This is a genomic window from Pseudomonas sp. OIL-1 (assembly GCF_010669185.1).
GTDB lineage: Bacteria > Pseudomonadota > Gammaproteobacteria > Pseudomonadales > Pseudomonadaceae > Halopseudomonas > Halopseudomonas profundi.
The window spans coordinates 704,572-731,538 of sequence record NZ_CP048629.1; the positions used below are offsets into that span (position 1 = coordinate 704,572).

Below are 26,967 nucleotides of genomic sequence, written 5' to 3' on the forward strand. Positions count from 1 at the left end.
CGCCTTGTTTACTCGCCCGCCGCCAATCGGGATCTGAATCCAACGATCAGAACGCACTGCAAGCTGCATCAAATACTTGGCAAGCGCCGATGCCGGCGTTAACCTTGTCAATGAACGAACGTTCATTCATTAACTGTCGCCATAAAAACAATCAGCAGGAGACGCGTATGAACCAGGGCAAAGTCGAGATCTACGATCTGATGGCGTGCAACGTCTATATGGACTTCGAGGACACGGGCCTACCCAAGGAACAGCACAAGTTTCTGATCGCCTTCCATCCCAGTGGCGGCGCGCCCGTACACGAGCTGATCGAAAGCATCACGGCGCGTGGTCCCAATGGATACCTCGTCGAAGTGGCCAATCAGCCCTACACCATCAGCAATCTCAACGGTCATATCTACGACCGCACCACCAATTCCCATTGGTACATGATCAACCTGCTCACTGGCTTCATGGAGCCCGGTGAATACATCATCGAAGTGAAGTGCAAGGATGGGGCGACCAAGACTATTTCCCGCATCCAGGATAACGCTCCCTCGGAACGCCTGATGAGCGCCTACCTGCCCATCCGCGACCGCCTCAAAGCCAGCTATACCCCGGGCAATGGCGAAAAGTTGCCCGCAGAGGCGTCGTTGCAGAATGTCGAAATCCGCTGTGAGTCGTTCAAGGAACTGAGCGGGGTCGATGCTTATTACGTTTTCCGTATCTGTGAAGCCCGCAACAGTAAGGAATTCGACCCTCAGAACCTGTACTGGTGGGACAATATTTTCCTGCAGCGCTTCGCCGATCCGGACGCAGGCAAGAACCGCAACAAACTGACCATCCAGGCCGAACTCAAGGCCGACACGAGCTTCACTTACTTCACCGAGCTCACCGATGGCAACAGCATGGGCGGTACCAATATCTGTATTTTTCAGCCCTACCAGACATTTCACACCTGACAGAACGGACGAGGGCTGCAAAAACCGGCCGTTTGCCTTTAGAATGCCCAAATGAATAGTCATTCGAAGGGAAACAAGGCACCACGGCCACGGATCAAGGACAAGCGCAGCGCGATCCTTCGCGCTGCGCTGACTGTGTTTGCCGAAGGTGGTGTCAATGGCGTACCGATGCCTACGCTTGCCGAACAGGCCGGCGTGGGAACGGGTACTATCTACCGCTACTTCGTCAGCAAGGAAGTCTTGGTCAACGAGCTGTTCCGCGAGGAAAAGCTCGCCATGAGCAAGCGTCTTTACGGCGAACTGGACGAAAGCCTGGGACCACAGCAGCAGTTTGCGGTCATCTGGCAGCGCATGATCGAGTTCACCCGGGAAGCACCCGACTCCTACCGCTTCATGGAATTACAGGACCACCGTCCGTATCTGGACCAGGCCAGCCGCGAGCTCGAACGCAAGATCCTCGCCCCCGTTCTGTCCTATTACCGCAGCATGCAAAAGAAAGGCATTTATCGCAGCGATATCCGTGCCGAGGTGCTGATGGCCCTGGTATGGGGCGCCTTCGTCAATCTGATGAAGGCTGAGCGCGATGGCTATCTGAGGCTGGATCAAGCCGATATCGATGCCGCCCGAGATGCCTGCTGGAGTTTGTGTACCGGGTGATATTTCGGCCCGGCTCGGCGGGGTGCTGTTGGGTCGAGCGGTGAGAGCCGGAGGCGGGAGGCTGGGGTTCCCTGGGGTTGGCGTGCGTCTCGGGCCGCGTTCGGATGCGCCCACAGGGTTTCGCGTTGCTGCGGATTTGGCGTAGCGCAGACGCGCTACACCGCCAGGGGTGCGCTTCGGCTGCGGTTTGGGGTTTCCCTGGGGTTGGGGTTGGCGTGCGCCTGCGCGCCGACAGGGCTGGCTTGGCGGGTATCGCGTATCGCCTCGGCGCGATCGCGGATTGGCCGGCCACACCTCTGGCATTTCTTTCACTCGCCCAGAGAACCAACACAGTTGCCATAAAGCATCAGCAGTAAATGATCGCTCAGATCAGGTAGCATAGGACCTTTGGCGCGTCGGCCCGGTCCGGCGCAACCTTCCGCCTGATTTGGAGAACCTGCCGTGTCCAGCCTGCACCCAAGCATCGATCCCGATGGTTTACTCGAATATTCTGTGGTTTTCACCGACCGCTCGCTCAACCACATGTCCACCACCTTTCAGCAGGTCATGCGGGACATTTCCGGCACGCTCAAGGACGTCTACCAGGCCGCCGGTGTGGCGGTGGTGCCGGGCGGCGGCACCTATGGCATGGAAGCAGTTGCTCGCCAGTTTGCCCAGGACAAGCGCTGCCTGGTGATCCGCAACGGCTGGTTCAGCTACCGTTGGAGTCAGATTTTCGAAGCGGCCCGGTTGCCAGCCGAAGAGATCGTGCTCAAAGCGCGGCAAACCGGCGCTGACGAACAGTCCCCTTTTGCCCCTGCGCCAATCGATGAAGTCGTGGCGACCATCCGCGAGCGCAAACCGGATCTGGTATTTGCCCCCCACGTGGAAACCGCTTCAGGCATCGTTCTACCGGACGATTACCTTCGCGCGGTAGCCGATGCGGTACACGAGGTGGGTGGTTTGTTCGTACTTGACTGTGTTGCCTCCGGCACACTCTGGGTCGACATGCAGGCGTGCGGCGTGGACGTATTGATTAGCGCCCCGCAGAAGGGCTGGAGCGCCTCGCCCTGCAGCGCGCTGGTCATGTTCAGCCCGCTGGCGCTTGAGCGTATCGCCGAGACCAGCAGCAACAGCTTCGCCTGCGACCTGAAAAAATGGCTGCAGATCATGCAAGCCTACGAGAACGGCGGCCACGCCTACCACGCTACTCTGCCCACCGACGCACTGAAGCAGTTCCGCGACACCATGCTGGAAACACGCGACTACGGTTTCGACAAGGTCAAGCAGGAGCAATTGGCGCTGGGCAAGGCGGTACGCGCATTGCTGGCCGAGAAGGGTTTCAAGAGCATTGCTGCAGAGGGTTTCGAGGCGCCCGGCGTTGTCGTCAGCTATACCAGCGACGATGGCATCCAGAGCGGCAAGGCGTTCATCGAGCACGGCCTGCAGACGGCATCAGGCGTGCCGTTGATGTGCGACGAGCCGGCCAGCTTCAAGACCTTCCGCATCGGCCTGTTCGGCCTGGACAAGCTGCACAATGTTGAGCAGACCGTTGCCAGGCTCCGCGAAGCGTTAGAGCGGATGTAACGCAAGCAGAGGAAGCCGCAATGGCTTCCTCTGATCTATTTCGGTGGGTGCGCGACGATGTCTTCCATCTTCAGGCCGGTCAGGCCATGAATGGTGCGCCAGAGATAGAACAGAATCGCCATCATCATGACCATCGAAGGAATGGCTATCACCGGATAGCTGACCAGGGTCATGCGCCCCAATTCCTCATTGAACGCGCTGGTCCCCGCCGGGCTGACCACTATCCATTTGGCCAGGGTGTAATTGGCCAGTGAGGAGAAAAAGAAGGTGCCCGCCAGAAAGTAGGTGGCTTTCAACAAGCGCAATTCGAATATGTCCATCAGCCCACGCTCTTCCAGCCGCTCATTGACCCGGCGCACATTCAATACCCTGTCGTTGTATAGCAGCGTGCGAATCAGCGGGTAAGACGTGCGGGTGGACACCAGCACGGCGATGCCGATCAGACCCGGCACCGCCGCTTCCTTGATCGCCAGCCATTTGGGGTCCAGCTCCATCAGGCCGATGCCACCAGTCAGAAACACACTGATCACGCCGAGCATGGCGATGAAGTTGAATTTGCGATAGCGCACCAGCTCGAACAGACCCCAGCAGATGGGAAAGGCCAGCGCGAGCATCAATGCCTGCGCAGCACCGAGGTCATCCTCACCGCTGAACTTCATCAGTATCACCGAAGGGATAACGATACTGACCAGTAGATCGACCATCGGCCGGGGTTTGTGCTGCGGTACTTTCTGTTGTGTAGCGTCGGTCATGATGGCTCAGACGATTCCGGGTGGTCGGGTCATGTTACACGGAACGCACTCGGCAAAGAGCCCGACCGGACCGGATTTTTTAGGGACCGGTCTTATCCCGGGTTGATCATGGTATAGACGAGATAGCCGGTGTAACAGACATACGCCAGCATCAGCACCCCACCTTCCACTCTGTTGATGCGCCCCTGCTTGCCGTTCAGCCCGATACACATGACCAGTAGCGCTACGGTCAAGGCCGCCATCACCATCCAGTCGCGATACAGCACCACCGGCTCGACCGCCAGCGGCATGATGCCCGCAGCAATGCCCACCACGGCGAGCGTATTGAACATGCCCGAACCGATGACGTTACCCAGTGCCAGGTCATGCTCATTCTTGCGCACCGCCACCAGCGCAGAGGCCAGTTCCGGCAGGGATGTACCTATCGCCACCACAGTAAGACCGATAATAAGATCGCTGACGCCAAGACTCTGGGCGATGAACACTGCGCCCCAGACCAGCACGCGGGAACTGACTACCAGCAGCACCAGACCCAGGATCAGCCAGAACAATGCCTTCTTCAATGGCATGGCGTGTTCCTTGAGCTCGCTGTCGTAGTTCTCTTCCAGCGTGTCGCCGCGACCGCGCATGCCCTGCACGATTGACCAGCCCATGAGCAAAGCGAAGGCGCCGAGCAGCACCCAGGCGTCCATCCGGCTGAGATTCCCGTCAATCAACTGATAACCGGCGAGCAGCGTAATGCCGAGCAACACAGGCAGCTCTTTGCGTACAACCTGCGAGTGCACGACGATGGGGCTGATCACTGCGACCAGGCCGATGATCAACGCGATGTTGGTGATATTGGAGCCGTAGGCATTGCCCAGCGCCAGCCCGGGGTTGCCCTGCGAGGCTGCCAACGCCGAAACGACCATTTCCGGAGCCGAAGTACCAAAGCCGATGACCAGCATACCGATCAACAGCGGCGGCATACCCGCATGAGTAGCCGTGGCCGAGGCGCCATCAACGAAGCGGTCAGCGCTCCAGACGAGTAGTGCGAGTCCGGCAATTACAGCGAGCAGTGCCATCAGCATGAAATGAAAACCTTGCGTTCTATGAATGGAATAAGGCCTGTAGATGCTTCGTTGTAGTGGCAACGGCACATTCACAGGCCCTGCATTATCCGACAAAGCCAGCGCCCATTCATAGCAAAGCGCACACCGGGTGCTGCCGTTCAGGCGGTCTGACTGGTCAATTGCACCCGCTCTTCTTCGTACAGCTCCTTTTTTGACAGCTTGCCGACGGGTGTTTTCGGCAAGGCGTCGCGTATGGCCATTGCCTGCAGTCGTTCATGCCGGCCCAGACGCGGCTCCAGAAACGCCTGGAGCTCTGCAAAATCGAAAGCCTGCGCGCCAGCCTTGAGCTTGATGAACGCCTTGGGCGCTTGCCCCCGATAGGCATCGTCCACACCGATAACAGAGACCTCCTCGACCGAGGGATGTTCATAAATCGCTTCTTCGATGGTGCGCGGGTAAACGTTGAAACCGCTGCACAGAATCATGTCCTTGGTCCGGTCGACGATATAGAGGTAGCCATCCTCGTTCATATAACCGATGTCACCGGTACGCAGATAGCCGTCATCTGTCATGGCTTCGGCAGTTGCATCCGGGCGCTTCCAGTAGCCTACCGTCACATTTGGACCACTGATGCAGACTTCGCCGCGCTCCCCCGGGGCGAGGCTGCCTGAGGGGCCGTCCAGCGGAGCGATGCGGATACGCGTACCTGGCATCGGAATGCCACAGGAGCCAGGGCGCGGTTCAGCGCCCATGGGCGAGAACGTCCCGGTCGTCGTCGTCTCAGTCATACCCCACCCTTCACGCAGACTGCAGCCGGCCATGTCGAGATAGCGCTGCTGAACTTCGGTAGGCAACGGCGCACCGCCCGAATTACACAGCTTAAGGGAGGTCAGGTCATGCTGCGGCGTGTCGGGGTGTCCCAGCAGGCCAATAAACATGGTCGGCACACCCGGAAAGGTGGTGATCTTGTTCTCGCTGATCTCCCGTAACACCGTCGGCGCGTCGAAGCGCGGATGCAGGTAAACCTCAGCCGCCATGCTCAGGCCAAACACCATGTTGATCATCAGCGCATAGATATGAAAAGGCGGCAGCACTGCCAGCACCCGTTCCTGGCCAGGGGCCAGCGCCACATCGAGGATTTCCTTCAGCTGTGCGCAGGCCGAAGCGATGTTGCCGTGGGTAAGCATCGCGCCCTTGGGCGCACCCGTGGTGCCGCCGGTGTATTGCAGCACCGCCAGCGTCGACTCGGGACCGTCCAGCGCGAAGGCACGATACTCACCGGTGTTATCCAGCAGGTGGGTAAACGCAACGCAGCTCGAGTCGAACCCAACCTCCACCGATGGCCCAAGCTGATCAGCACCGGGAGTCACGCCCGGCCCGCAGAAATCCGTCATGCCGCCAACAACCAGGGTCTGCAACCGGGTTCGCTGACGCAGACTGGCCATCTTCGGGTAGAACGCGGCCAGATCCAGCGTCACCATCACTTCGGTCTCGCTATCCTCGATCTTGTGCTCGAGCGTGCGCTCGGCATCCAGCGGCGAATAATTGACCACGGTGCCGCCGGCCCGCAGGACCGCGAAAAAACTGATGTAATAATGCGGCGTGTTAGGCAGGTACAGGCCAACATGCACGCCAGGGCCTACGCCCAGATGCTGCAGGCCCGCTGCAGCCCGGGAGATCAGGTCATCCAGCTGACGATAACTGAGCCGATGACCGAGGAAATTGATGGCGGGATTGTCGGGAAAATGGCGTACCGCATCGGACAGCAGCTCATATACAGGCCGAGCCGGCAAAGCGGCGTTCCAGTCAACATTGTCCGGATAGGATCGCAACCAGGGCATTTCGCTATTCACAATGGCACTCCGCGTATTGTTTTTTTTGAGTAGGTCGACAGCATGAAACTAGCCTGACGCTGGCCCTTCAGAAACGTGCATCCACCGCCGATATATCACGCTATAGGCTGCGTTAAGCCGGGATAGACCGGGCAAGGGGCCGCTTCGCTCACAGGCCAGCCATCTGCGTCACCGCGGCTATTGCTACGAATGCCTGCAAAAGGCTATACAGAGCCACTGATTTTTCTGCCTGAGATACACAATGCGCAAGCGCCTCGTACCTATAACAATTATTGCTGTCGGCATTCTCGGCTTCATCCTGCTCAAAGTGACCAGACCGGTACCCGAACCGGTGACACCGACTGAGCGTAGCTGGCGGGTAGAAACCCTGCACATTCAACCCGAAGCCTTCCAACCCAGCCTGACTCTATATGGCCGGCTCGAGTCCCCCCTGCGCCTGACCAGTGTGGCGCCGATGGCGGGGCGAATCGGCGAACTGCCGGTGCGTGACGGCGAGTTGGTTGATGAAGGCGAACTGCTGGTGGCGCTGGACGAAGCGGATGTGATGCCCCGGCTGCAACAGGCGCGCGCGGATCTGGCCGATGCCGAGTCCCAGCTGGAGAACGCGCGCCTGGCTCACAAAAATGATCAAAGTGCACTGAAACTCGAGCGCCGCATCCAGGCCAACGCCAACAAGGCCCTGGAGCGGATGCAGCAACTGGTTGATCGCGGCCTGTCGCCGCAGGCCGAACTGGACGCGGCCACCGACGCGCTGGACAGGGCAGCGCTCACCGTTGCCATTCGTGAACGTAACATCGAAGGGTATCCGAGCCGCATGGCCGGCCTGCAGGCGCGCGTTGAGCGCGCCCGTGCCGAACTGGAAAGCACTCAACGAGACGTCGAGCGCAGCCGCTTCCGCGCGCCCTTTGATGGCGTTGTCGGTGAGGTGCGCGTGGCGGTCGGCGACCAGGTCGCAGCCAACGCCGCATTGCTGGATTTCTACCCGCTGCGAGACATGGAACTGCGCGCCACGCTGCCGCAGATCTATAGCCAGGCGTTCATCAGCGCATTGAACAACGGCAAGCGATTGCCCGCCACGGCATTGAATACCGATCCACCGGTGCAGCTGACCCTGCAACGCATTGCTGGCCAGGCCGATACGCGCGGGGTCGAGGCGCTCTTCAAGCTGGATCAGCCGCACCCCGGCTTGCGCGCGGGCAACCTGCTGGCGATCAGCGTAGCGCGACCGGCCAGTGACAACAGCGTGGCGCTCCCCTACAGCTCCATCTATGGCAATGACACCATCTATCAGCTGCTAGACGGGCGCATGCACCGACTGGCCATCCAGCAGGTCGGCGAAATTCTCATGGAGTCGGGCGAGCGTTGGGTGCTGGTGCAATCCCCGGAGCTGCAACCCGGCATGCAGATCATTACCACCCATCTGCCCAACGCCATGAAGGGTCTGAAGGTGGATGCCGTCGAGGCGGACAAGGGTAATCCGCCGGAGCCGGCGCGATGAATGGCAAGTCGAGCGCGATCAGCTTCTTCGTCCGGCACAAGGTCGCCGCCAACCTGCTGATGCTGATCATGCTCGGCGGCGGCGTGCTCGGCCTGATGCGCATGAACATCCAGTTCTTTCCGACCTTCGCACTGGATTTCGTCACCGTGCGGGTGATCTGGAGCGGCGCTGCCGCGGAGGACGTCGAGCAGGCAATCACCCAGCCACTGGAACAGCGGCTGCGCAACATCGAAAACCTCAAATCGATGACCTCGACCTCTGCCCAGGGCGTTTCGAGTATCACCCTGGAATTCCGTGAAGGCACCGATCCAATCGTGGCGCTGGACGATGCGCGCCAGCAGGTGGACGAGTTCCGCAACCTCCCAGGCGATGCGGAACGTCCGGAAGTCACGCGGGTTGCCCGCTACGAGCCGGTGGCCAAGATTCTGCTATATGGCCCGCTGGCCGACCACGAATTGCGCAGCGCCGCCAACCGGCTGGAAATTGACCTGCTCGATCACGGCGTTGACCGTGTCGAAATCCGTGGACTGCCGGAACAGCAGATCAGTATCGAGATTTCCAATCAGCGACTGCAGGAGCTGGGCATGTCGCTGGATCAGGTGGCAGAACGGGTCGCTGCCGAATCCCGGGATTTGCCCGCCGGTCTGGCCGGTGAGCTGGACGCCGCCCGCGAGCTCCGTGCAGTCGAGCAGCGCCGCGCGCCCGAGCAATTCGCCAACCTCCCGCTGGAACCCGGCGAAGGTAATCACCTGCGCCTGGGGGATGTGGCGAACATCCGCCAGGAAGCCATGCGCAATCAGCCGGAGCTACGCTTCAAAGGCTATCCGGCGGTGGAGCTGATACTACAGCGCGCCGAGAATGGCGACTCATTGGTGGCGGCGGAAATCCTCAACGACTGGCTTGCCGAAGTGCGCCCGACCTTGCCGCCGGACCTTTCCCTACACGTACATGATCAGGCCTGGGAAGCTATCGACGAGCGCATCAGCCTGCTCATCAATAACGGCGTCGGAGGGCTGGCACTGGTCATCCTGTTGCTGTATTTCTTCCTGCCCGGTCGCGTGGCGCTATGGGTCGCGGTCGGTATTCCCACCGCGTTCCTCGCCGCACTGGCGGTGTTCTGGTTGATCGGTGGGTCGATCAACATGATCTCGTTGTTCGCGTTGATCATGGCGCTGGGTGTGATCGTCGACGATGCGATCGTGGTCGGTGAAGATGCCGATGCGCATTTTCGCAATGGCGAGCAGCCAGGGCTGGCGTCGGACGGCGCGGCGCACCGCATGCTCTGGCCCGTGGTGGCCTCCTCGCTCACCACCATCGCCGCCTTCATGCCGCTGCTGATGATTGGTGGCATCTACGGCAGCATTCTTGGCGACATCCCGACGGTGATGATCTGTGTCCTCATCGCCTCACTGCTCGAATGTTTTCTGGTCCTGCCCCACCATCTGCGCAATGCCTTCCAACCGAAGCCGATCAATACCAGTACAGGCTGGCTACGCAGCGTGGGCAATCGGGTGGACGCCGTACGTGCGCGCTTCGATGTGGGTTTCGATCGTTTCCGTCAGCAGCGATTCCGGCGTTTGAGTGAACTGTCGCTGCGCCACCGGGGCGCCACCCTCGCCTGCGCGCTGGTCAGCGTCATCCTTACCGTGGGGCTGATCAGCGGGGGGCGCATTGGCTTCAGTTTCTTCCCGACGCCGGAACCGCAGGTGCTCAATGCCAGTGTGAGCTTCGTCGCGGGCACGCCACGCGAGCAGGTCGATCAATTCCTGATTCATCTGCAGGAAACCCTGAATGACACCGAGCAGGCGCTGGGTGAAGACTTGATCCTGACCGCAGTGGTGAGCCTGGGTGAAGTAACCGGCCCCTCTGGCATGGGTCGGGCCGGTGACCAGCTTGGATCGATCATGGTCGAGCTGCAATCGCCGGATCACCGTGACGTTCGAAACCAGCAATTCATCCGCGCCTGGCGCGAGCGCATCGAACTCCCCGCCGGTATCGATCGACTGGTGATCAATGAGCGCACCGGGGGCCCGCCCGGCAAGGATATCAATGTGCGCCTGACCGGCGATGATCCGGTGCAACTGAAAGACGCCGCCGACGCCCTGGGCGTGATGATTGCGTCCATTGGCGGCGTCATCAGCACCGAAGACGATATGGCCTGGGGCCGCGAGCAATTGATCTACAGCCTCACGCCCTACGGCCAGGCGCTGGGACTGAGTACGGAAAGCCTTGGACGACAATTGCGCGCCGCCTACGACGGCCGCCTTGCCCAGATCTATCAGCATCGCTCGGATGAAATCGAAGTACGCGTGCAGCTACCGCGCAAGGAGCGTGAACAACTGGCCAGCCTCGGGGATATGACTATCCGGCTGGACGATGGTCGCTTCGTGCCGCTGGGTCAGGTCGCTACTTTCAGTGCGGGGCAGGGTTTTGAAGCACTGCGCCATGCAGAAGGCCATCTGGCCGTGGAGGTCACCGCCGACCTCGACCCGACGCAGACCACCGCCGGTGAGGTGATGGAAGTCATCAACGGCGTGCTGCCCGACCTGGCCGCTGCGCACAACGTTCGTTACAGCTTCGAAGGCCGCTCGGCGGACCAGCGCGAGACCATGGCCGACATGAAGGCAGGGCTGATCATTGGCCTGTTGCTGATGTATGCGGTGCTGGTCTGGGTATTCACCTCCTGGACCACGCCGCTGATCGTCATGTCAGTGATCCCACTAGCACTGGTCGGTGCCCTGCTCGGGCACTGGTTCATGGGACTGCACATGACCATCCTGTCGATGTTCGGTCTGTTCGGCCTGTCCGGGATCGTGGTCAACAATTCGATCATTCTGGTGAGCTTCTATCAGGATCAGCGCAAGCTGGGGTTAGACATCAATGACGCCATCAGCGAAGCGGTAGTCCAGCGGCTGCGCGCTGTGCTGCTGACCTCGCTAACCACTATTGGCGGCCTGTTGCCCCTGCTCTTCGAGACCTCGCTGCAGGCACAGTTTCTGATACCCATGGCGACATCAATCGCCTTCGGCCTGGGCTTCTCGACCATGCTGGTGCTGCTGGTTATTCCGGCGTTGCTGTCGGTGCTGGAGGGGTACAAGGAAAATCGCGGCAAGGCCGCTACAGCGGGAGCTGAGGGGTAAGAGGTTGATGCGGTAAAACAGGGAGCCTGCTGCAGCGCCTGGCGCACCGGCAATGCCGGTGCGCTGGCCGAAGTGGGTTAAACGTTCGGTTGCTTGACCGTATCCAGAGTCTTGGTAATCGCCGCGACGGCAGCGCCGATATTGCTCAGCTCCGCGGGCAGAATCATGGTGTTGTTGGTCTTGGCCAGTTTGCCGAACTCATTCACATACTGCTCGGCAACGCGCAGCGCAACAGCATCCTTGCCGCCCTGGGTATTGATCGCCTCGGCAACCAGGCGCAAGCCCTGGGCGGTGGCCTCAGCGACCAGTTCGATCTGACGCGCCTTACCCTCGGCTTCGTTGATCTGGCGCATCTTGTCGGCTTCGGAGAGGTTGATGGTCTCCTGCTTGATCCCCTCGGAAACGTTGATCTTGGCCTGACGCTCGCCTTCGGACTGTGCCACCACCGCACGACGCTCCCGCTCGGCGCGCATCTGTTTCTCAAGCGCATCGAGAATGGTCGCGGGCAACTCGATATCGGCGATCTCATAGCGCATCACTTTCACACCCCAGGGCCGGGCAGCTTCGTCCAGTGCGTCGACGACCTGCACGTTGATGGTCTCGCGTTCCTCGAAGGTCTTGTCCAGATCGATCTTGCCGACCACCGAACGAAGCGTGGTCTGCGCCAGCTGCATGGCGGCGTAGCGGTAATCGTTGATGCCGTAGCTTGCGGCCTTGGGATCGACCACCTGCAGATAGATCACGCCGTTGACCACTACCTGGATGTTGTCCTTGGTCACACAGGCCTGACGCTCTACGTCGATGGCTTCTTCCTTGAGGGTATGGCGATAGGCGATCCGGTCGACGAAGGGAATCAGCAGATGAAAGCCCGCGTCCAGGGTCTTGGTGTACTTGCCCAGCCGTTCGACCACGTAGGCTGACCGTTGCGGCACAATCTGCGCGGTCTTGGCGATGGTGATGACGATGAGGGCCAGGAAGGCCAATGAAATGATTGTAGCGATTTCCATGCTGTTACTCCGTTGTGTGGTTATTCAGCTGTCACAGGGCACTTTGCAGTCACCCTTAAAACGATGCCGCGGTGGGCCGAAACCCACGCAGCGTCGCCTGTTTTCAATGGTTCGTCGGACTCGGCGTCCCATTTGGCGCCGTTCAACTGCACTGCGCCTACGCCCTGCTCGAAATCCTCCAGTACGGCAACCCGTGCGCCGACCAGATCGCCCTCATCCGGCCCGCTGGCCCGGTCGGATACGTCACCATGCAACCAACGGCGAAACCGCCGGCGCAAGCCGAACAGCGCCAGCAGGCTGACCACCGAGAAACACAACAGCTGCACCGGCAGACTGTCAATCACGCCCACGAGCGTAAGCAGTCCGACTACCAGCGCGCCGATTCCAAAAAACACCGCAACCACGCCCGGAGCGGCCAGCTCCGAAATCAGCAGCAGAAACCCGAGCACCAGCCAGAATGCATAATTATTGAGTAGGTCAATCGTAAGCATCAAACTCATCCCTTAGATATGCCGACAAAGCCGGAAGCCTAGCAGAATGCGAAGGCGCCCGTACGAGCTTGCAGCACAATGTCGTGGCGATAACCTGTCTCGCCGACCGACCTGCACCAGGCAAAATGCAACAGTGCCGGATTCGGCTTGTCGGAGATATAACCACACCGGTTTTTGCCGACTCCTGCGGAGGTTATATGCGCGCCGACGAATATCTGAAAAAGCATGGACTGGAAGAAGACAAAAAGGACGAACTCAAGGACTCAAGCCTGAAGGGCAAATCACTGGAACGTGCTACCCACCCCGAGCCGCCCAAGGCCGGCACGCCACATGACTGGGAAGACTGGGAGAACTTCAAAAAGGATGAGGAACGCAAGGAGGACGCGGACGCCGACAAGTAAGGCTCAACCGACCCCTGAGAGCCGGTGGGCCTGGTCCTGCATCGGCGTAATTGCAGCATTAGGTATGTCCGAGCCTGAAACCTAACCAGCCACCACTCCGACCAGTCCCCCTCTTTGAAAAAGAGGGGTTAGGGGAGATTCAGCGCAGCGATCCACCAGGCCAGATCGAAGCCTGTCGCCCACCGTCAGCCAGGATTGAGCAAAACGCCGTGAACCCATCCGTGGGGGCTTGGTGAAAACATCCCTGTTTTCAACACTTGCTCCACCCTGACAGCCGGTGGGCTTGTTCGAACATCCGCGTGATACGAAGAAAAACCTGCTTGGAATTTGCCATCCGGCAACTCGAACGTTCATGCAAAGCGAGGCGACAGGGTTGAGTCGACCGTGCGATGACAGGGATGTCATCGACGAGCTTACAGGGATGCACTTGCAGCGTGTCGGCGCAGCGCTGTCGCCTCGCGCCAGCTAACGCCTACGTAAGACCTACTCAGGGACGGTTGAGATGAACCGCCCCCGAGTCACATCACTTCTTCATCCACACCCCATTGAGCATGATGTACTGCCCCGGCGCTGTACGCTCGATGGCCTTTTTGCCGGCCATCGACTCCACGTCACTTTGCTGGATACCGTTTTCCTTGGCCAGTTTCTGATATTCATTACGGCGTGCCTGGTTGATCTGACTGGCAATTTCCGCCGCCTCGCCGCCCGGGTTCACCACACTGAGATAACCATTGGGTTGCTCGCCAAGCTGGCCGGCCGCTTTAGCCGCCGGCAACGCCGACATCGCCTCGTTCAGGCTCATCGCCAGCACCGGCATACTCATCATCAGCGCCAGTAAAAGGCCGCCCATCCTGATAGTCATACGCATGTCATTCCCCCGGGATTGTCAGAACAACCCACTCGATTCACTGAAGAGCTCATTGAGCTCCTTGTCGACCCTGACGTAGATCTCATGCTGAATCTTCACGTTCAGGTTGATGTTGATTGGTTCACTGGGCGCTTCCAGCTTTACCGTGGGTGCGCAACCTGCCATGAACACCACAGCCATTGCCGCTATCGGAAACATTCGCCAACGCATGAGGCTCTCCTCTGCTGGGTCAGCGCCGCTGCAGCAGCCGCTCCTGAACCCGTTTCTGAATGATATCGCTGACCTGTCCGCTCAGCTGAAGGCTGGCCAGCAGCGCCGGGATATCTTCTTCCAGACGTACATTGAGGTGCACCGGACGGCCCTGCTGCAGCTCTGGATTATGCCCCTCAAGACGCAGGCCGAGTACGAGTGTACCGTTTTCGGCATAGTCGATATCGCTCGCGAGCACACTGTACCGGAAATCATCCAGCGCTAGCACCAGCTCACGCATGCCGGGGTTGTCGCCGAGCCCGGCAAGCCTGTCCGAGCGATACTGCAGGGCACCACCCGGCTCACGCGCCCTCAGCGAACCATTCTCGATGATTACGCCGTTATCCGTCAGGGTGACCGGCAACTGACCGTCAATAATGCCGTGCCCACTGAGCCCTTCCGCTGGATAGGCTTTGAACAGCTCGGTCAGCTCGACGCCCTGCATCTGCACCATGAGCTTCTGACGCGCATGGGAAAAATCGAGTGTGGTCGGTTGCAGCAATAGCCGACCGCCCAGCAAATCAGTGGAGGCGTGTTCGATATGCAGCTCGCCAGCCAGCGTTTGCCCGAGTGTCGCTTGATAGCGGCCGTCAAAACGGGCAGGGCCGACTGGCAGGCCGGGATTGATGGACTGTAGCGTTATAGCCGATGTTGCCAGGGTGACCTGTTCACCTTTCAGTTCCATGGTCAGCGGCAGATCAAGGCCGCTGAATTCCGTGCGGTCATATATGCCGCTGCCGCCCGAAAGGTCGATCCGCCCGGACAGCCGCTCGATAGAGGAATGACCGCTGGCATCGAAGTTGGCGGTCAACTTGCCTGCGCTCAGGTCAAGCAATGCAGGCCAATCGGTGAGCGTCAGCGCGAGCGGATTGTCCGCGCGCAGGAAGATTGCGTCAGGCGTCAGCCGTGCCCGCCAGCCGGCGTTTGTTGGCCAGGTCATGTCCAGACCGAACTGCAAACCGCTTGCCGCCGCCGCCACGCCCTTCCAGTCCAGGCCTTTTTCGCCATAGCCCAGCCTGCCAACCAGGCTCCAACTTTGCGGGCGTAGCATGGCATGCTCCAGTCTGGAAGCGCCAAGGCGGATGGGTGCGTCGAGCCGTGTGGCGTCCTGGCCGTCAAACGGTATATCTAGCTTGAGTCCGGCCAGTTCCAGTCGCGTATCGATCAGCGAGACGTCTGCCTCGCCCAGTCGCAATGCAGCTGAATCAAGACGGGATGACTTGCCCAGGGTAAGGCTCAGCAACTGTTGATTGACCAGCCCCTCGAAAGACAAATCGGCCCGCAGATCCTGGAATCGGGCGCCGGCATAATCGATACGGCCACCCACCAGTTGCAGACGACCCTGATGTAACTCAGCTTGCAGCGCCGGGTTGTTGGTCAGACTGAGCCTGGTATCGAGCGTACCGGTAACCGGACCGCCCAGGGTCGCGCTGAACGTCAGCGGCAACGCGGCCCGCCAGCCTTCAGTGGAACCCGGCTCTGGTTCAATAACAGCCTGCAGGGAGACCGGACGCACGTCGGCGGGCAGATTCGCCAATGCCGGCCAACTCAACCGCTCCAGCTGTACGCTGGCTGTACCCTGGTGCAATAACCAGGCGCCCTTATCGCCCTGGAAATCAAAATCAGCCGCCCCGCTGACAGCCCCGACATCTTTGACGTCCCAGGGCTGCGGCAGGTTGAGCTGGCCCTTGACTCGCACGGCTCCGGCCAGCAAATCCGTCCACTGAACGGGCGTTCGACCGGGCTGCAGCACCCAGTTCGCATCGAACTGCAGGCCAGTCGGCAACTGCTCCAGCGGCAGGGTTCCTGGCTTCAGCCATGGATCAACGAATCCGAACAACCAGTTGGCGTCCGGCCAGCCGGGCATGCTCACGCTGCCTTGCCATTGAGCAGAATCTGTAGCGCCTCGCCAATCCGCGCGCAGCGCCAGGGCGTGCTGGCCTGAGAGCGCAAGATCGCTGCTGAGCACAAGGTCGTCCGCCTCGTCGCGCAAGTCGACGCTCAAAGCCAGACTTTCCGTGCCGGACAGCAGAGCAAGCTGCGCGGCGAACGAGTTGGCAGAAATGACATTGCGCCGCGCATCAAACGAACCGCTGAGCTCGCAGGTCTCCTGCTGACAGGGCATGCTCAGACTCAGATCTCGGATAGCAGCCTCGGCGGGAAACCAGTGCGGCACGTGCAGCCAGTCGCGCGGATCCAGCGAAGCGGGCGATTGATCAATCGACGCCGGCGCCGGTGAGCCGGGGTTCGGGTCAAGCATGGGATCTTCAAAGGTCATACCGGGCGTGGGACGCCAGTCAAGATCCAGATCCCGCACATCAACCAACTCCAGGCGCGGCCCTGCTTCCCACACCAGTTTGACCTGAACGCCCCAGGCGGCAAAACCCAGATCGCCCTGTTCGGCTGCGTATCGGCCGGTGATCTCCGCGACGCTCAACTCGTTGCCCGACCAGCTCACGCCTCGCCAGTCGAGATGTTCGACGCCGGCATCCCGTAACGCTCGCTGCGCTGACTGCACGGCAAAGATGCCGGCCAGCGTTATCAATGCAAGCACCACGATCAGGATCCGGAACGCGGTCCGCATTAGGGTCTGTTGACGTTTCATAGCGGGCCGCGTTGCTGTGTCAAATGCCGCAAGGCCGGGCGGCGTTCCGCAAGGCGCGGGACGCAGGCAATGGTTGTTCCCTCGCCAAGTCCTGCAACACTGCATGGCGGTATTTGGAACCGCAGCCTAGGCGGCCCCACCCGAAGGGACGGACCCCGTTTTGCGCAGCACTGCGTTGCTCGTCGTTTATTTGGAATGACCACAAAAACGCCTGGAGCGTTTTTGCGCGCAAGCCCCGCAGGGGTGAAGCACATGGATGTGTTGAACAAATCCCTCTCCTCGCGCCTTGTTCTGCACCAAACGGGCCTCCGTCGCGGCCGCGATGAAACGTCAACAGACCCTACATCTCCTCAAAGGTCTGTTGTCAGGTTAGCATGGCGCCAGACATCACACGCCTGGGCCTGGAGCTGATACATGGACGCATTAGCGCGGTTGAACCGCCCGCGACGCCACATAGGAGTGTTCAGCATGTTTGCGCTGGCATTCCTGCTGATCTGGATCGCCCTGGCGGTTTATCAGGCACTACGACCGCTGCCGACGGGCATGTCGTTCGCCGGCCCACTGCGTCCTGCAGGCGATCTGGCCTTACTGACTGATCAAACCTACCGCTCGGCCGATGGCGAGCCAGTCAGCGAGCAGCAGATATTCGACGAAGTGTTCAGACTGATCGACCAAGCGCGCAAGCTCATTGTGGTCGACATGTTTCTGTTCAATGAGTTCGCGGCCGAGGACAGCTATCGCCCCCTGACCACGCAAATGACCGAAGCCCTGATCGCGGCGCGGCAGGCACAGCCAGGCATCGAGGTGGTACTCATCACCGACCCGTTCAATCATCTTTATGGCGGGTTGCGTTCGCCGCATCTTGAGCAGCTGGCCGAATCCGGTGTCCAGGTGGTGTATACCAATGTTGACCGGCTCCCCGCCTCGAACCCGGTATGGTCCGGATTGTGGATGCTGTGCTGTAGCTGGGTCGGTAACAATCCAGACGGCGGCTGGTTACCCAACCCGGTAGCCGATGAGGACGTCACGCTGCGGACCTATCTGCATCTGCTGAATTTCCGGGCCAACCACCGCAAGACGCTGGTCGTCGATCAGGGTGATGACTGGGTTGGCCTGATCACATCCGCCAACCCCCAGGATGCCAGCAGCCGGCACAGCAATAATGCCATTCGCTTCAGTGGCGCCGCCGTGCTGGATCTCCTGCAAACCGAGCGTGCCGTATCAAGCATGTCCGACGCTGCGATCGGTGCGAACTGGCCTGCACCACCCGCGCCCGTGCCTGTCTCCCCTGACCCTGCGATCCAGATACTGACCGAAGGCGCCATTCGCGACGCGTTACTGGCAATGATCAACTCGTCAGAACGGGGCGACCGTCTGGATATGGAAGTGTTCTATCTATCCCATCGACCGGTCATAGACGCGCTGATCAGCGCTCACCAACGCGGCGTAACCATAAGAGCGATCCTCGACCCGAACCGCGACGCCTTCGGTCGGGAAAAGAATGGCATTCCGAACCGTCAGGCTGCCTGGGATCTGCATAAAGCCGGTATCGATTTGCGCTGGTGTTTTACCCAGGGCGAGCAATGTCATCGCAAATGGATTCGGCTGGATCGAGCCAATGGCGGTGCCGAATTGATCAGCGGCTCGGCCAACTTCACCCGCCGCAACCTTGATGATCTCAATCTGGAAACCAGCGTCCGGCTGGTCGCGACGCAGCATCCTGTGCTGGATGAAAGCCGCCAGGTATTCGAAAAGGTTTGGTCAAATGCTGACGGCGCAACCTACAGCCAGCCTTATGACGAATTCGCCGATCATTCGTGGGCTCGCTATGCTCTGTACCGGCTGATGGAAGCGACCGGAATCTCTACGTTCTAAGCCCAGAGCGGCAACACCCGCAGACGCCTCCAACCTAGGAGGCGGACTCCCTCGTCACGCCACCGTCTCGTTCTCGAACCATGCTGCAGACCCGTTCTGGTCCGCTTCGAGCAGGCCGGCTACCCGTTGCAGGCTGGCCAGCAACATCAGCTGCTCCCAATCAGCCAGCTGACCGAAACGATCAAGAAACTGGCTTGGCAGCAAGGCGGGTTCTGCCTGGATAGCGGCCAGGCCCTTATCGGTCAGCGCCAGATGCACTTTGCGCTTGTCACGCTGGCTGCGAATACGATGAAGCAACTCTCGGTTCTCGAGGCGGTCAATGATAGTACTGAGCGTCGCCTGAGACACGCTGACCTGCTTTGCCAGCTGGCCCAGAGTACCCTCGCCCATGGCTTTGATGCTGTGCAGGATCAACAGCTGGATAGGCGTCAGTCCGCTGTGCCGGCCAAGGCGTTTGGCATGAATCTCACTGGCTCGCTGCAGTCGTCTGAGGGAAAGGTAAAGGTCGTGCATCATGTGCATGGTGTCTGACTCCGGCGGCACGTCGAACGAAGGCGGCATTTTGCCACAAACCCTAAATATTACAGTAATAACTAGATAAACTTTTTCGACGCGCTAACGAAAGCTATGAACCCCAGCAAACGGCGCTTTCAGTGCATCGGAAACAGGAATGCTACAACATTAGTATTTTGACTTCAAAATAGTTGGCTGTTTTAATCGGCGATCACATAGCCAAAACACCCGAGAAAGCGTTTTTGGCCCCATTTCTTTCAAACGGACGAGACTATGTGTGGAATAGCTGGAGAACTTCGCTTTGACGGGGCACCCGCGGACATGGGCGCCCTGGATAGAATTACGCATCACATGATCAAGCGCGGGCCGGACAGTGCCGGGTTGTGGTCACAGGGGCCGATGGGATTCGGCCACCGCCGCCTCAAGATCATGGATCTGCATGCCGCTTCAGGGCAGCCCATGGCTGACGCCGAGCTCGGCCTGTCGATGGTCTTCAACGGCGCGATCTATAACTACCCGGAACTGCGCGCCGAGCTGGAATCCATGGGGTACCGCTTCCATTCCGGCGGCGACACCGAGGTTGTGCTCAAGGGCTATCACGCCTGGGGTGAACAACTATTGCCGCGCATGAACGGCATGTTCGCCTTTGCCATCTGGGAGCGCGACGCGCAGCGCCTGTTTCTCGCCCGCGACCGCCTGGGCATCAAGCCGCTGTACATCAACCGCACCGGCGAGCGCCTGCGCTTTGCCTCCAGTCTGCCGGCGCTGTTGCAGGGTGGCGGTGTGGACACCTCTATCGATCCGGTAGCACTCAATCATTACCTGTCGTTCCATGCCGTGGTGCCAGCGCCGCGCACCATGCTGGCCGGGGTCGAGAAATTGCCCCCAGCGCACTGGCTGCGGATTAACGCGGACGGCAGCCAGCAACAGGAATGCTGGTGGACCGTGCAATATGGTGCCCGCGCCGAAGAGCAGGATCTGACCTTCGACGACTGGCAGGACCGGGTACTCGATAGCCTGCGTGCCTCGGTCAAACGCCGCAATCTGGCCGCCGTGGATGTGGGTGTGCTGCTGTCGGGTGGCGTGGATTCAAGCCTGCTGGTCGGGCTGCTGCGCGAAGCCGGCGCAGACAAGCTGCAAACCTTCTCGATTGGCTTTGCTGACGTGAACGGTGAAGCCGGTAACGAATTCAAATATTCGGATCTGATCGCCGAGCATTTTGCGACCGACCACCACCAGTTGATGATTCCCGAGCAGGAAATCCTCACCGAGCTGCCCAGCGCCTTCCGCGCGATGAACGAGCCAATGGTCAGCCATGACTGCATCGCCTTCTACCTGCTGTCGCGGGAAGTGTCCAAGCACTGCAAGGTGGTGCAGAGCGGACAGGGGGCGGACGAGATATTTGCCGGTTATCACTGGTATCCCAAGGTCGATGAAGCGGACGACCCGCTGGCGGCCTATCAGCAGGCCTTCATGGACCGTGATTTTGCGGAATATCGCCGCACAGTCCAGCCCGCCTGGGCACAACAGGATTACGCTGGCGAGTTCATTCGCGATCACTTTGCCCAGCCCGGTGCGACCAGCGGCCTGGACAAGGCCATGCGCCTGGACACCTCGGTGATGCTGGTGGATGACCCGGTCAAACGCGTCGACAACATGACCATGGCCTGGGGTCTCGAAGCACGTGTGCCCTTCCTCGATCACGAAGTAGTCGAGCTGGCAGCGCGCATACCCGGCAAATACAAGCTGCCCGACGAGGGCAAGTATGTGTTGAAGGAAGCCTCACGCAAGGTGATTCCCGCCGCGGTGATTGACCGGCCCAAGGGCTATTTTCCGGTGCCGGGGCTGAAGTATCTGGAAGGCGGTACGCTGGATTGGGTACGCGAGGCGCTGACCAGCCAGCGGGCCCGCGAGCGTGGCCTGTTTGATACCGACTATGTGGACACCTTGCTCCAGGACCCGAAGAGCCATATCACGCCGCTTCGCGGGTCAAAGCTGTGGCAGCTCGCCGTCCTTGGGCTCTGGCTGGAGGCGCACGAACTCTGATCCGCTATGACGGTCAGGATTGGACAGGGAATGCATCGGCGGCCACGCCGGATATCACCCAATAGCCCGATTCATGTCAGTGGGCAAGAAGAGGATAACGCTCGAATGACCAAGCATTTGCATCCCGACCAGCACCGGCTGATGCGCGGGCAGGCTCCGACCTACGAGAGCATGCGCGCTGGACACGCCCAACAGGGCTCGCCGGATGGGGGGCATACCAAACCGGTGACCATCCAGTGCGGCTGGGGCCGATTGCTGGTAGGCCAGACCTTTTCCGATTACGAAGTCTTGGCCAATACCTTGCTGGATGAACGCCCCGGTGAACGCGATATCGCCTTGTATGTGGCCGATCCTCAGGTAGTGCTGTCCTTTGCTCCGCAGCACCTGTTCCTCGACCCATCCGATACCATGCGCCTGTGGTTCAGCGATTACCGTCCGGCGCACCATAGTCTCCACGGATTTCAGATTCGCCAGCCGCAGCATCCGGGCGACTGGTCTGCGATCAACGCCCTGTATGCCGCGGCCGGCATGGTCAAAGTCGATCAGGAACGCATCACCGCTCGAGCGAATGGTGGGCCCACCTACTGGTTGGCCGAGGATGACGACACCGGCGAGGTCATCGGCACGGTCATGGGTCTGAATCATGCAAAAGCCTTCGATGATCCGGAAAAGGGCTCGAGCCTCTGGTGCCTCGCCGCGGACAGCCAGAGCCTGCGGCTGGGCATCGGCGAAGCCCTGGTGCGTCACCTTGTCGAGTATTTCATGAGCCGTGGCTGCCAATATCTGGATCTGTCGGTAATGCATGACAATCAGCAGGCCAAGACGCTCTATCGCAAGCTGGGTTTTCGCAAATTGCAGACCTTCGCCATCAAGCGCAAGAACAGCTTCAACCAGCCATTGTTCATCGGCCTCGAGAGCGACAAGGAGCTCAACCCCTACGCTCGTATCATCACCCGTGAAGCCCGCCGACGCGGTATCGAGGTGCAGATCGAAGATGCGCCCGCCGGGCTTTTCATAATGACTCATGGCGCACGACGCATTCGCTGTCGCGAATCGCTCAGCGACGTGACCAGCGCCGTAAGCATGACCTTGTGTCAGGACAAGAAGCTCACCCACCGTACCCTGCAACGCCATGAGCTGCGTACGCCGCAGTTTCAGCTGGCAGGCGAGCCGGAGCAGAACGCGGCGTTTCTTGCCGAACACAAGGCGCTCGCAGTCAAGCCGAACAATGGTGAGCAAGGTCATGGCGTGGCGGTCAATATCCGCGACGCCGAGGCGCTGGAAGACGCAATCGCCGAAGCCAGGCAATACGACACTGAAGTTCTGCTCGAGAGCTACCATCCCGGGGACGACCTGCGGGTGCTGGTAATCAACTATGAAGTGGTGGCTGCGGCGATCCGCAAGCCCGCCGAAATCTGCGGCGATGGAAGCAGCCCCATCTCTCGACTCATCGAAAAACAGAGCCGCCGGCGACAGGCCGCCACTGACGGCGAAAGCCAGATTCCGATGGATGCCGAGACGCAGCGTACGGTTGAGTCGCAGGGCTATTCGTTGGACGACGTGCTGCCCGCCGGTCAGCATCTGTATGTGCGACGCACCGCCAACCTGCATACCGGTGGCGTTTTGCTGGATGTGACCGACCGGCTGCATCCAGACCTTAAACAAGCCGCGATCCGAGCTGCCGACGCCCTGGAGAATCCGGTGGTCGGCCTGGATTTTCTGGTGCCGGCAGTCGACCAGCCGGAATACGTCATTATCGAAGCCAATGAGCGGCCAGGCCTGGCTAACCACGAGCCACAGCCCACCGCCGAGCGCTTCATCGACTTGCTGTTTCCGCTTAGTCGGGCGCATCCTTGATGCGAGAAGCGACAGCCCGCGAACGGAGATTTTATGCCTTATAAGCGTTACGGCCCGGATATGGGCTTCCTCAAAGGCACCCTGCTCGAGATGCTCGCCATCCCCTGCCCGACCGGTTTTACCGATGGCATAGTGCGGTATGTGTCAGAGCATCTGGATGCGATGGGCGTGCCCCATGAACTGACCCGGCGCGGTACCATCCGCGCCACCATCAAAGGGCGACAGAACAGCCCGGACCGCGCCATTGCAGCGCATCTGGATACCATCGGCGCCATGGTGCGCAGCATCAAACCCAACGGCAGGCTGGAGTTGGCGCCTATCGGTCACTGGTCGAGCCGCTTCGCTGAGGGTAGCCGGGTCAGTCTGTTCGGCGACCACGGCTGTTTGCGCGGCAGCGTGCTACCGCTGATGGCGTCCGGTCACGCCTTCAATGAAGAAGTGGACGCCCTGCCTGTGAGCTGGGATAACGTCGAACTCCGCATTGACGCTGAGACCACCAGCCGTGCCGAAACCGAGGCGCTGGGTGTGCACGTTGGCGATTTCGTGGCTTTTGATCCGCTGCCGGAATTCTCCGACAGCGGTTACATTAGTGCCCGGCATCTGGACAACAAGGCCGGCGCCGCCGCACTGCTCACGAGCATCAAGCAGATTGTTGAAAGTGGCGAAGAACTGCCGATGGATCTGCACCCCATTTTCACTATTACCGAGGAAACCGGCACCGGTTCCGCCGGCGCTTTGCCCTGGGATGTCAGCGAATTCGTGGGCGTGGATATCGCGCCTTCGGCTCCCGGGCAGACCAGTACCGAACACACCGTATCGCTATGCATGCAGGACTCGGGCGGTCCTTACGACTATCACCTGTCTCGCCACTTGCTCAGCCTCTGCCAGCGCGACGAAATACCCGTCCGCCGTGACGTGTTCCGCTATTACCACAGCGATGCCGAGTCAGCGATCCGCTCGGGCAATGATATCCGCACCGCGCTGATTGCCTTCGGCACCGACGCCACGCATGGCTACGAGCGTACCCATCGCGATAGTCTCGAAGCGGTCGCTCGCCTGCTGACGGCCTATGCTTTCAGTCCGCCGGTATTCGAGCACGACGAACGCGACGATGCGCCACGGGAAAACTTCCAGCGTCAACTGGATCCCGAGACCATGTCCAGCAATGAGACGCACCTGCCGCCACTGGAAAGAGTGTTCGCCCATGAGAGCATGGACAGAGACCTGCCGGAGCTGGAAGAAACGAAACGACTGACCGGAACCAACCGGCACCTCGACAACAACAATACTTGACGGACCCTTGACCATGCACAAACTTCCTACGCTGGCCCTTGGCGGGCTGGCGCTCGCTGTTATGACGTCCACTCTGCAGGCACAGGAACGGCAGCTGAGTTTGCCTGCGCAGGTCGTACTGGGCAGCGAGAGCGGCGACGAAGAGGTACGCCTGCCTCTTGCCCGTGACACCCTCACTGGCGATCAGCTCAGCCCCCAGAGCCTGGGCGCGAACATTTCTGAATCGGTGCAGCGAGTGCCAGGCATCGTTGCGCTGAACAGGCAGAATTACGCGCAGGATTTGCAGATCTCCTCCCGCGGGTTTGGTGCTCGCGCAGCCTTTGGTGTGCGCGGCGTGCGTCTGGTACAGGACGGCATCCCGCTGACCATGCCTGACGGGCAGGGCCAGCCAGCCTTGTTTGATCTGGACAGCCTGCAGCGCATCGAAGTACTGCGCGGTCCGCTGACCACGTTGTATGGCAATGCCGCCGGCGGAATCATCCAGGGCTTCACCGGCGAAGCACCCTTCTACCCGACTCTGGACACACGGACCGCTTTCGGCCCCGACGGGCTGCGACGCTCGCGTTTGCGCTATGGCGGTCAGCATGGCGATCTGAATGTCAGCGCCAATGTGTCGCGACTGGAAACCGACGGCTATCGTGATCACAGCGATACCCGCCGCGACCTGGCCAATCTGCGTCTGGGCTGGGATATCGATGATGCTTCCAGCCTGACACTGCTGGTAAACATGCTCGACCAGCCGGAAACCGAAGACCCGCTGGGGCTGACTGCAGACGCCTTGCGGGAGGATCGCCGCCAGGCGGTGCCGAACGCTTATCTCTATAACACTCGCAAATCAGTCAAGCACAACCAGGCCGGCCTGAACTATCAGCGGCGCTTGGACAATGACGATGAAATCACGGTAATGATCTACGGCGGCGAGCGCGACGTGCAGCAGTATCTGGCGTTTGCCGGGGGCCTGGAATACTCGGGGGGCGGCGTCATCGAGCTGGATCGCCGTTTCGGCGGCGGCGAACTCGGCTGGCAACGCAATACCGAGCTGTTCGGGCTTCCCGTGGAACTGGCCGCCGGCCTGACCTACGACTATCAGGGCGAAGGCCGCAAGGGCTTCGTCAATAACGAAGGTTTCAAAGGTGCGCTCAAACGCGACGAGTTCAACCGGGTCGATAGCCAGGAAGCTTATCTCATCAGCACCTGGCAGCTTGACCCACGCTGGAGTCTGACCGCCGGAGCGCGCCACAGCCGAATCGAATTCGATTCGGATGATGATTTTCTGTTCGATGGCCAGAACGACAGCGGCAGCGTGCGCTACAACCAGACCAACCCGGCGCTGGGCGTCAGTTATCAATGGACCGAGACGGTCAGCTTGTACGCCGCGCTCGGACAGGGTTTTGAAACACCGACCTTTCAGGAATTGGCTTACCTGCCCGAGGGTAGCGGCCTGAATTTCGGCCTGGAACCCAGCCTGTCACGCAATGCTGAGATCGGCCTGAAGCTGCGCAGGGATCGCACCCAGGTCAACGTCGCTCTGTTCGAAAGTCGGGTCAAGGACGAGATCGTCACCGGTCCTGATCAACTGGGCACCGGCCGTTCTACCTATGCCAACGCAGGGCGCTCGACCCGGCGTGGAGTCGAGTTGTCGATCGATCAGCAGTTCGCCCATGGAATCGGCGCCTACCTCGCCTATAGCTACCTGGATGCCACCTTCGACCGCTATCGCAACAGTGACGGCGAAGATCTATCAGGCCGGCAATTGCCAGGCGTGCCCGAACATAGCCTGTTCGCCGAACTCAATTGGCAGCCGCCAGGAACGGGATTTACGACCGCGCTGGAGGCGCAGAGCCTGAGCCAGCGCTATGCCACGGACGACAATAGCGCCCAGGCGCCAGGTTACGCCGTGTTCAACTGGCGCGCCGGCTATCGGCACGAGATGGGTCAACTGGCTCTGGAGCCCTTCGCCCGGATCGACAACATCGGCGACAAGGAGTACATCGGATCGCTGATAATCAACGGCGCGGGCAACCGTTTCTATGAACCCGCACCGGACAGGCAATGGCTGGTGGGGCTGGGTGTGGAGTATCAGTGGCGATAAGCTGAACACGGACATCGGTACCTTTGTGGATGGCACAACAGGGCCGGGATAGCACGCGGTACGGAGGGCCAGGTGCCATCCTGGCCAGCTTACTCGCTGGTAACGCCGTTGGTCGAGGTGGAACTCGGCACTCCGTAGCGCCCAGTTTCATTTCGCCAGCGTACCTGTCGGCGACGCCTATCGTACGAGTTGATGCTCGAACTTCGCGGGA

General features: G+C 60.2%; 20 protein-coding genes. 11 read left to right on the forward strand and 9 right to left on the reverse strand.

The genetic code is table 11. The features are described 5' to 3' along the window. Window positions 1-167 precede the first annotated feature (167 nt). The 3 genes from G3M63_RS03215 (at window position 168) to G3M63_RS03225 (ending at window position 3,164) form a co-directional block, all read left to right on the forward strand. Window positions 168-941 (forward strand): hypothetical protein, encoded by a 774-nt coding sequence (locus tag G3M63_RS03215; RefSeq protein WP_150301738.1) that lies wholly within the window; start codon window positions 168-170, stop codon window positions 939-941. Window positions 942-992: 51 nt separating this feature from the next. Beyond that, a complete protein-coding gene (locus G3M63_RS03220; protein WP_150301737.1) occupies window positions 993-1,598 on the forward strand; it encodes a TetR/AcrR family transcriptional regulator in 606 nt (201 codons plus the stop codon). 441 nt (window positions 1,599-2,039) lie between these two features. Continuing rightward, entirely contained in the window at window positions 2,040-3,164 is a 1,125-nt protein-coding gene (locus G3M63_RS03225; RefSeq protein WP_150301736.1) for an aminotransferase class V-fold PLP-dependent enzyme, read from the forward strand. Window positions 3,165-3,199: 35 nt separating this feature from the next. On the opposite strand, the gene G3M63_RS03230 is transcribed toward G3M63_RS03225, so the two are convergent. From G3M63_RS03230 to G3M63_RS03240, 3 genes are all read right to left on the reverse strand, one after another. Continuing rightward, window positions 3,200-3,916: a VC0807 family protein gene (locus G3M63_RS03230; protein WP_150301735.1), complete on the reverse strand. Its 717-nt coding sequence runs from the start codon at window positions 3,914-3,916 to the stop codon at window positions 3,200-3,202. Between the two features lie 92 nt (window positions 3,917-4,008). Next, window positions 4,009-4,986 carry a calcium/sodium antiporter gene (locus G3M63_RS03235; RefSeq protein WP_178100932.1) on the reverse strand — a complete coding sequence of 326 codons (978 nt, stop codon included), beginning with the start codon at window positions 4,984-4,986 and terminating at the stop codon, window positions 4,009-4,011. 140 nt (window positions 4,987-5,126) lie between these two features. Further along, the gene (locus G3M63_RS03240; RefSeq protein ID WP_256669927.1) at window positions 5,127-6,821 is read right to left on the reverse strand and encodes a long-chain fatty acid--CoA ligase; all 1,695 of its coding nucleotides are present in this window, start codon (window positions 6,819-6,821) and stop codon (window positions 5,127-5,129) included. Window positions 6,822-7,062: 241 nt separating this feature from the next. Here G3M63_RS03240 and G3M63_RS03245 point away from each other — a divergent pair, with 241 nt between their 5' ends. Both G3M63_RS03245 and G3M63_RS03250 read left to right on the forward strand, forming a co-directional pair. Continuing rightward, window positions 7,063-8,319, forward strand: a complete 1,257-nt coding sequence (locus G3M63_RS03245; protein WP_163981850.1) for an efflux RND transporter periplasmic adaptor subunit — start codon at window positions 7,063-7,065, stop codon at window positions 8,317-8,319. Further along, complete coding sequence (locus G3M63_RS03250) at window positions 8,316-11,459, forward strand: efflux RND transporter permease subunit (RefSeq protein ID WP_163981851.1); 3,144 nt, start codon at window positions 8,316-8,318, stop codon at window positions 11,457-11,459. The genes G3M63_RS03245 and G3M63_RS03250 overlap by 4 nt, the downstream gene beginning before the upstream one ends. A 77-nt stretch (window positions 11,460-11,536) precedes the next feature. On the opposite strand, the gene G3M63_RS03255 is transcribed toward G3M63_RS03250, so the two are convergent. Together G3M63_RS03255 and G3M63_RS03260 are read right to left on the reverse strand one after the other, a co-directional pair. Further along, a complete protein-coding gene (locus tag G3M63_RS03255; RefSeq protein WP_150301732.1) occupies window positions 11,537-12,466 on the reverse strand; it encodes an SPFH domain-containing protein in 930 nt (309 codons plus the stop codon). 20 nt (window positions 12,467-12,486) lie between these two features. Beyond that, window positions 12,487-12,957, reverse strand: coding sequence for an NfeD family protein (locus G3M63_RS03260; protein WP_150301731.1), 471 nt, complete (start codon window positions 12,955-12,957; stop codon window positions 12,487-12,489). A gap of 197 nt (window positions 12,958-13,154) precedes the next feature. Here G3M63_RS03260 and G3M63_RS03265 point away from each other — a divergent pair, with 197 nt between their 5' ends. Continuing rightward, window positions 13,155-13,358, forward strand: a complete 204-nt coding sequence (locus G3M63_RS03265; protein WP_150301730.1) for a hypothetical protein — start codon at window positions 13,155-13,157, stop codon at window positions 13,356-13,358. A gap of 523 nt (window positions 13,359-13,881) precedes the next feature. Here the strand turns inward: G3M63_RS03265 and G3M63_RS03270 are convergent. Genes G3M63_RS03270 through G3M63_RS03280 form a run of 3 tightly spaced genes read right to left on the reverse strand, consistent with a single transcriptional unit; the run spans window position 13,882 to window position 17,080 of the window. Continuing rightward, entirely contained in the window at window positions 13,882-14,226 is a 345-nt protein-coding gene (locus G3M63_RS03270) for a YdbL family protein (protein ID WP_150301729.1), read from the reverse strand. Window positions 14,227-14,244: 18 nt separating this feature from the next. Beyond that, complete coding sequence (locus tag G3M63_RS03275) at window positions 14,245-14,436, reverse strand: YnbE family lipoprotein (RefSeq protein ID WP_163981852.1); 192 nt, start codon at window positions 14,434-14,436, stop codon at window positions 14,245-14,247. Between the two features lie 19 nt (window positions 14,437-14,455). Then, entirely contained in the window at window positions 14,456-17,080 is a 2,625-nt protein-coding gene (locus tag G3M63_RS03280) for a YdbH domain-containing protein (protein WP_163981853.1), read from the reverse strand. 414 nt (window positions 17,081-17,494) lie between these two features. Here G3M63_RS03280 and G3M63_RS03285 point away from each other — a divergent pair, with 414 nt between their 5' ends. Further along, on the forward strand, window positions 17,495-18,955 hold the full coding sequence (locus G3M63_RS03285) for a phospholipase D-like domain-containing protein (protein WP_218573649.1): 1,461 nt from the start codon (window positions 17,495-17,497) through the stop codon (window positions 18,953-18,955). Window positions 18,956-19,009: 54 nt separating this feature from the next. On the opposite strand, the gene G3M63_RS03290 is transcribed toward G3M63_RS03285, so the two are convergent. Then, a complete protein-coding gene (locus tag G3M63_RS03290) occupies window positions 19,010-19,477 on the reverse strand; it encodes a MarR family winged helix-turn-helix transcriptional regulator (RefSeq protein WP_163981854.1) in 468 nt (155 codons plus the stop codon). A gap of 264 nt (window positions 19,478-19,741) precedes the next feature. Between G3M63_RS03290 and G3M63_RS03295 the strand changes: the two genes are divergently transcribed. The 4 genes from G3M63_RS03295 to G3M63_RS03310 all read left to right on the forward strand — a co-directional run bounded on the left by G3M63_RS03295 (window position 19,742) and on the right by G3M63_RS03310 (window position 26,756). After that, a complete protein-coding gene (locus G3M63_RS03295; protein WP_163981855.1) occupies window positions 19,742-21,514 on the forward strand; it encodes an N-acetylglutaminylglutamine amidotransferase in 1,773 nt (590 codons plus the stop codon). Between the two features lie 105 nt (window positions 21,515-21,619). Next, window positions 21,620-23,371: an N-acetylglutaminylglutamine synthetase gene (gene ngg, locus G3M63_RS03300; protein WP_163981856.1), complete on the forward strand. Its 1,752-nt coding sequence runs from the start codon at window positions 21,620-21,622 to the stop codon at window positions 23,369-23,371. Between the two features lie 33 nt (window positions 23,372-23,404). Then, window positions 23,405-24,664, forward strand: coding sequence for an osmoprotectant NAGGN system M42 family peptidase (locus G3M63_RS03305; protein ID WP_150301722.1), 1,260 nt, complete (start codon window positions 23,405-23,407; stop codon window positions 24,662-24,664). 13 nt (window positions 24,665-24,677) lie between these two features. Beyond that, window positions 24,678-26,756, forward strand: coding sequence for a TonB-dependent receptor (locus G3M63_RS03310; protein ID WP_163981857.1), 2,079 nt, complete (start codon window positions 24,678-24,680; stop codon window positions 26,754-26,756). Window positions 26,757-26,967 lie beyond the last annotated feature (211 nt).

What these genes read in the sequence shown, in the direction of transcription:
- G3M63_RS03305 (WP_150301722.1), top strand. Translation starts at nt 23,405, where the DNA reads ATGCCTTATAAGCGTTACGGCCCGGATATGGGCTTCCTCAAAGGCACC.
- G3M63_RS03310 (WP_163981857.1), top strand. Translation starts at nt 24,678, where the DNA reads ATGCACAAACTTCCTACGCTGGCCCTTGGCGGGCTGGCGCTCGCTGTT.
- G3M63_RS03250 (WP_163981851.1), top strand. Translation starts at nt 8,316, where the DNA reads ATGAATGGCAAGTCGAGCGCGATCAGCTTCTTCGTCCGGCACAAGGTC.
- G3M63_RS03260 (WP_150301731.1), bottom strand. Translation starts at nt 12,957, where the DNA reads ATGCTTACGATTGACCTACTCAATAATTATGCATTCTGGCTGGTGCTC.
- G3M63_RS03290 (WP_163981854.1), bottom strand. Translation starts at nt 19,477, where the DNA reads ATGCACATGATGCACGACCTTTACCTTTCCCTCAGACGACTGCAGCGA.
- G3M63_RS03265 (WP_150301730.1), top strand. Translation starts at nt 13,155, where the DNA reads ATGCGCGCCGACGAATATCTGAAAAAGCATGGACTGGAAGAAGACAAA.
- G3M63_RS03280 (WP_163981853.1), bottom strand. Translation starts at nt 17,080, where the DNA reads ATGAAACGTCAACAGACCCTAATGCGGACCGCGTTCCGGATCCTGATC.
- G3M63_RS03270 (WP_150301729.1), bottom strand. Translation starts at nt 14,226, where the DNA reads ATGCGTATGACTATCAGGATGGGCGGCCTTTTACTGGCGCTGATGATG.
- G3M63_RS03215 (WP_150301738.1), top strand. Translation starts at nt 168, where the DNA reads ATGAACCAGGGCAAAGTCGAGATCTACGATCTGATGGCGTGCAACGTC.
- G3M63_RS03255 (WP_150301732.1), bottom strand. Translation starts at nt 12,466, where the DNA reads ATGGAAATCGCTACAATCATTTCATTGGCCTTCCTGGCCCTCATCGTC.
- G3M63_RS03220 (WP_150301737.1), top strand. Translation starts at nt 993, where the DNA reads ATGAATAGTCATTCGAAGGGAAACAAGGCACCACGGCCACGGATCAAG.
- G3M63_RS03245 (WP_163981850.1), top strand. Translation starts at nt 7,063, where the DNA reads ATGCGCAAGCGCCTCGTACCTATAACAATTATTGCTGTCGGCATTCTC.
- G3M63_RS03235 (WP_178100932.1), bottom strand. Translation starts at nt 4,986, where the DNA reads ATGCTGATGGCACTGCTCGCTGTAATTGCCGGACTCGCACTACTCGTC.
- G3M63_RS03230 (WP_150301735.1), bottom strand. Translation starts at nt 3,916, where the DNA reads ATGACCGACGCTACACAACAGAAAGTACCGCAGCACAAACCCCGGCCG.
- G3M63_RS03285 (WP_218573649.1), top strand. Translation starts at nt 17,495, where the DNA reads ATGGACGCATTAGCGCGGTTGAACCGCCCGCGACGCCACATAGGAGTG.
- G3M63_RS03275 (WP_163981852.1), bottom strand. Translation starts at nt 14,436, where the DNA reads ATGCGTTGGCGAATGTTTCCGATAGCGGCAATGGCTGTGGTGTTCATG.
- G3M63_RS03295 (WP_163981855.1), top strand. Translation starts at nt 19,742, where the DNA reads ATGTGTGGAATAGCTGGAGAACTTCGCTTTGACGGGGCACCCGCGGAC.
- ngg (WP_163981856.1), top strand. Translation starts at nt 21,620, where the DNA reads ATGACCAAGCATTTGCATCCCGACCAGCACCGGCTGATGCGCGGGCAG.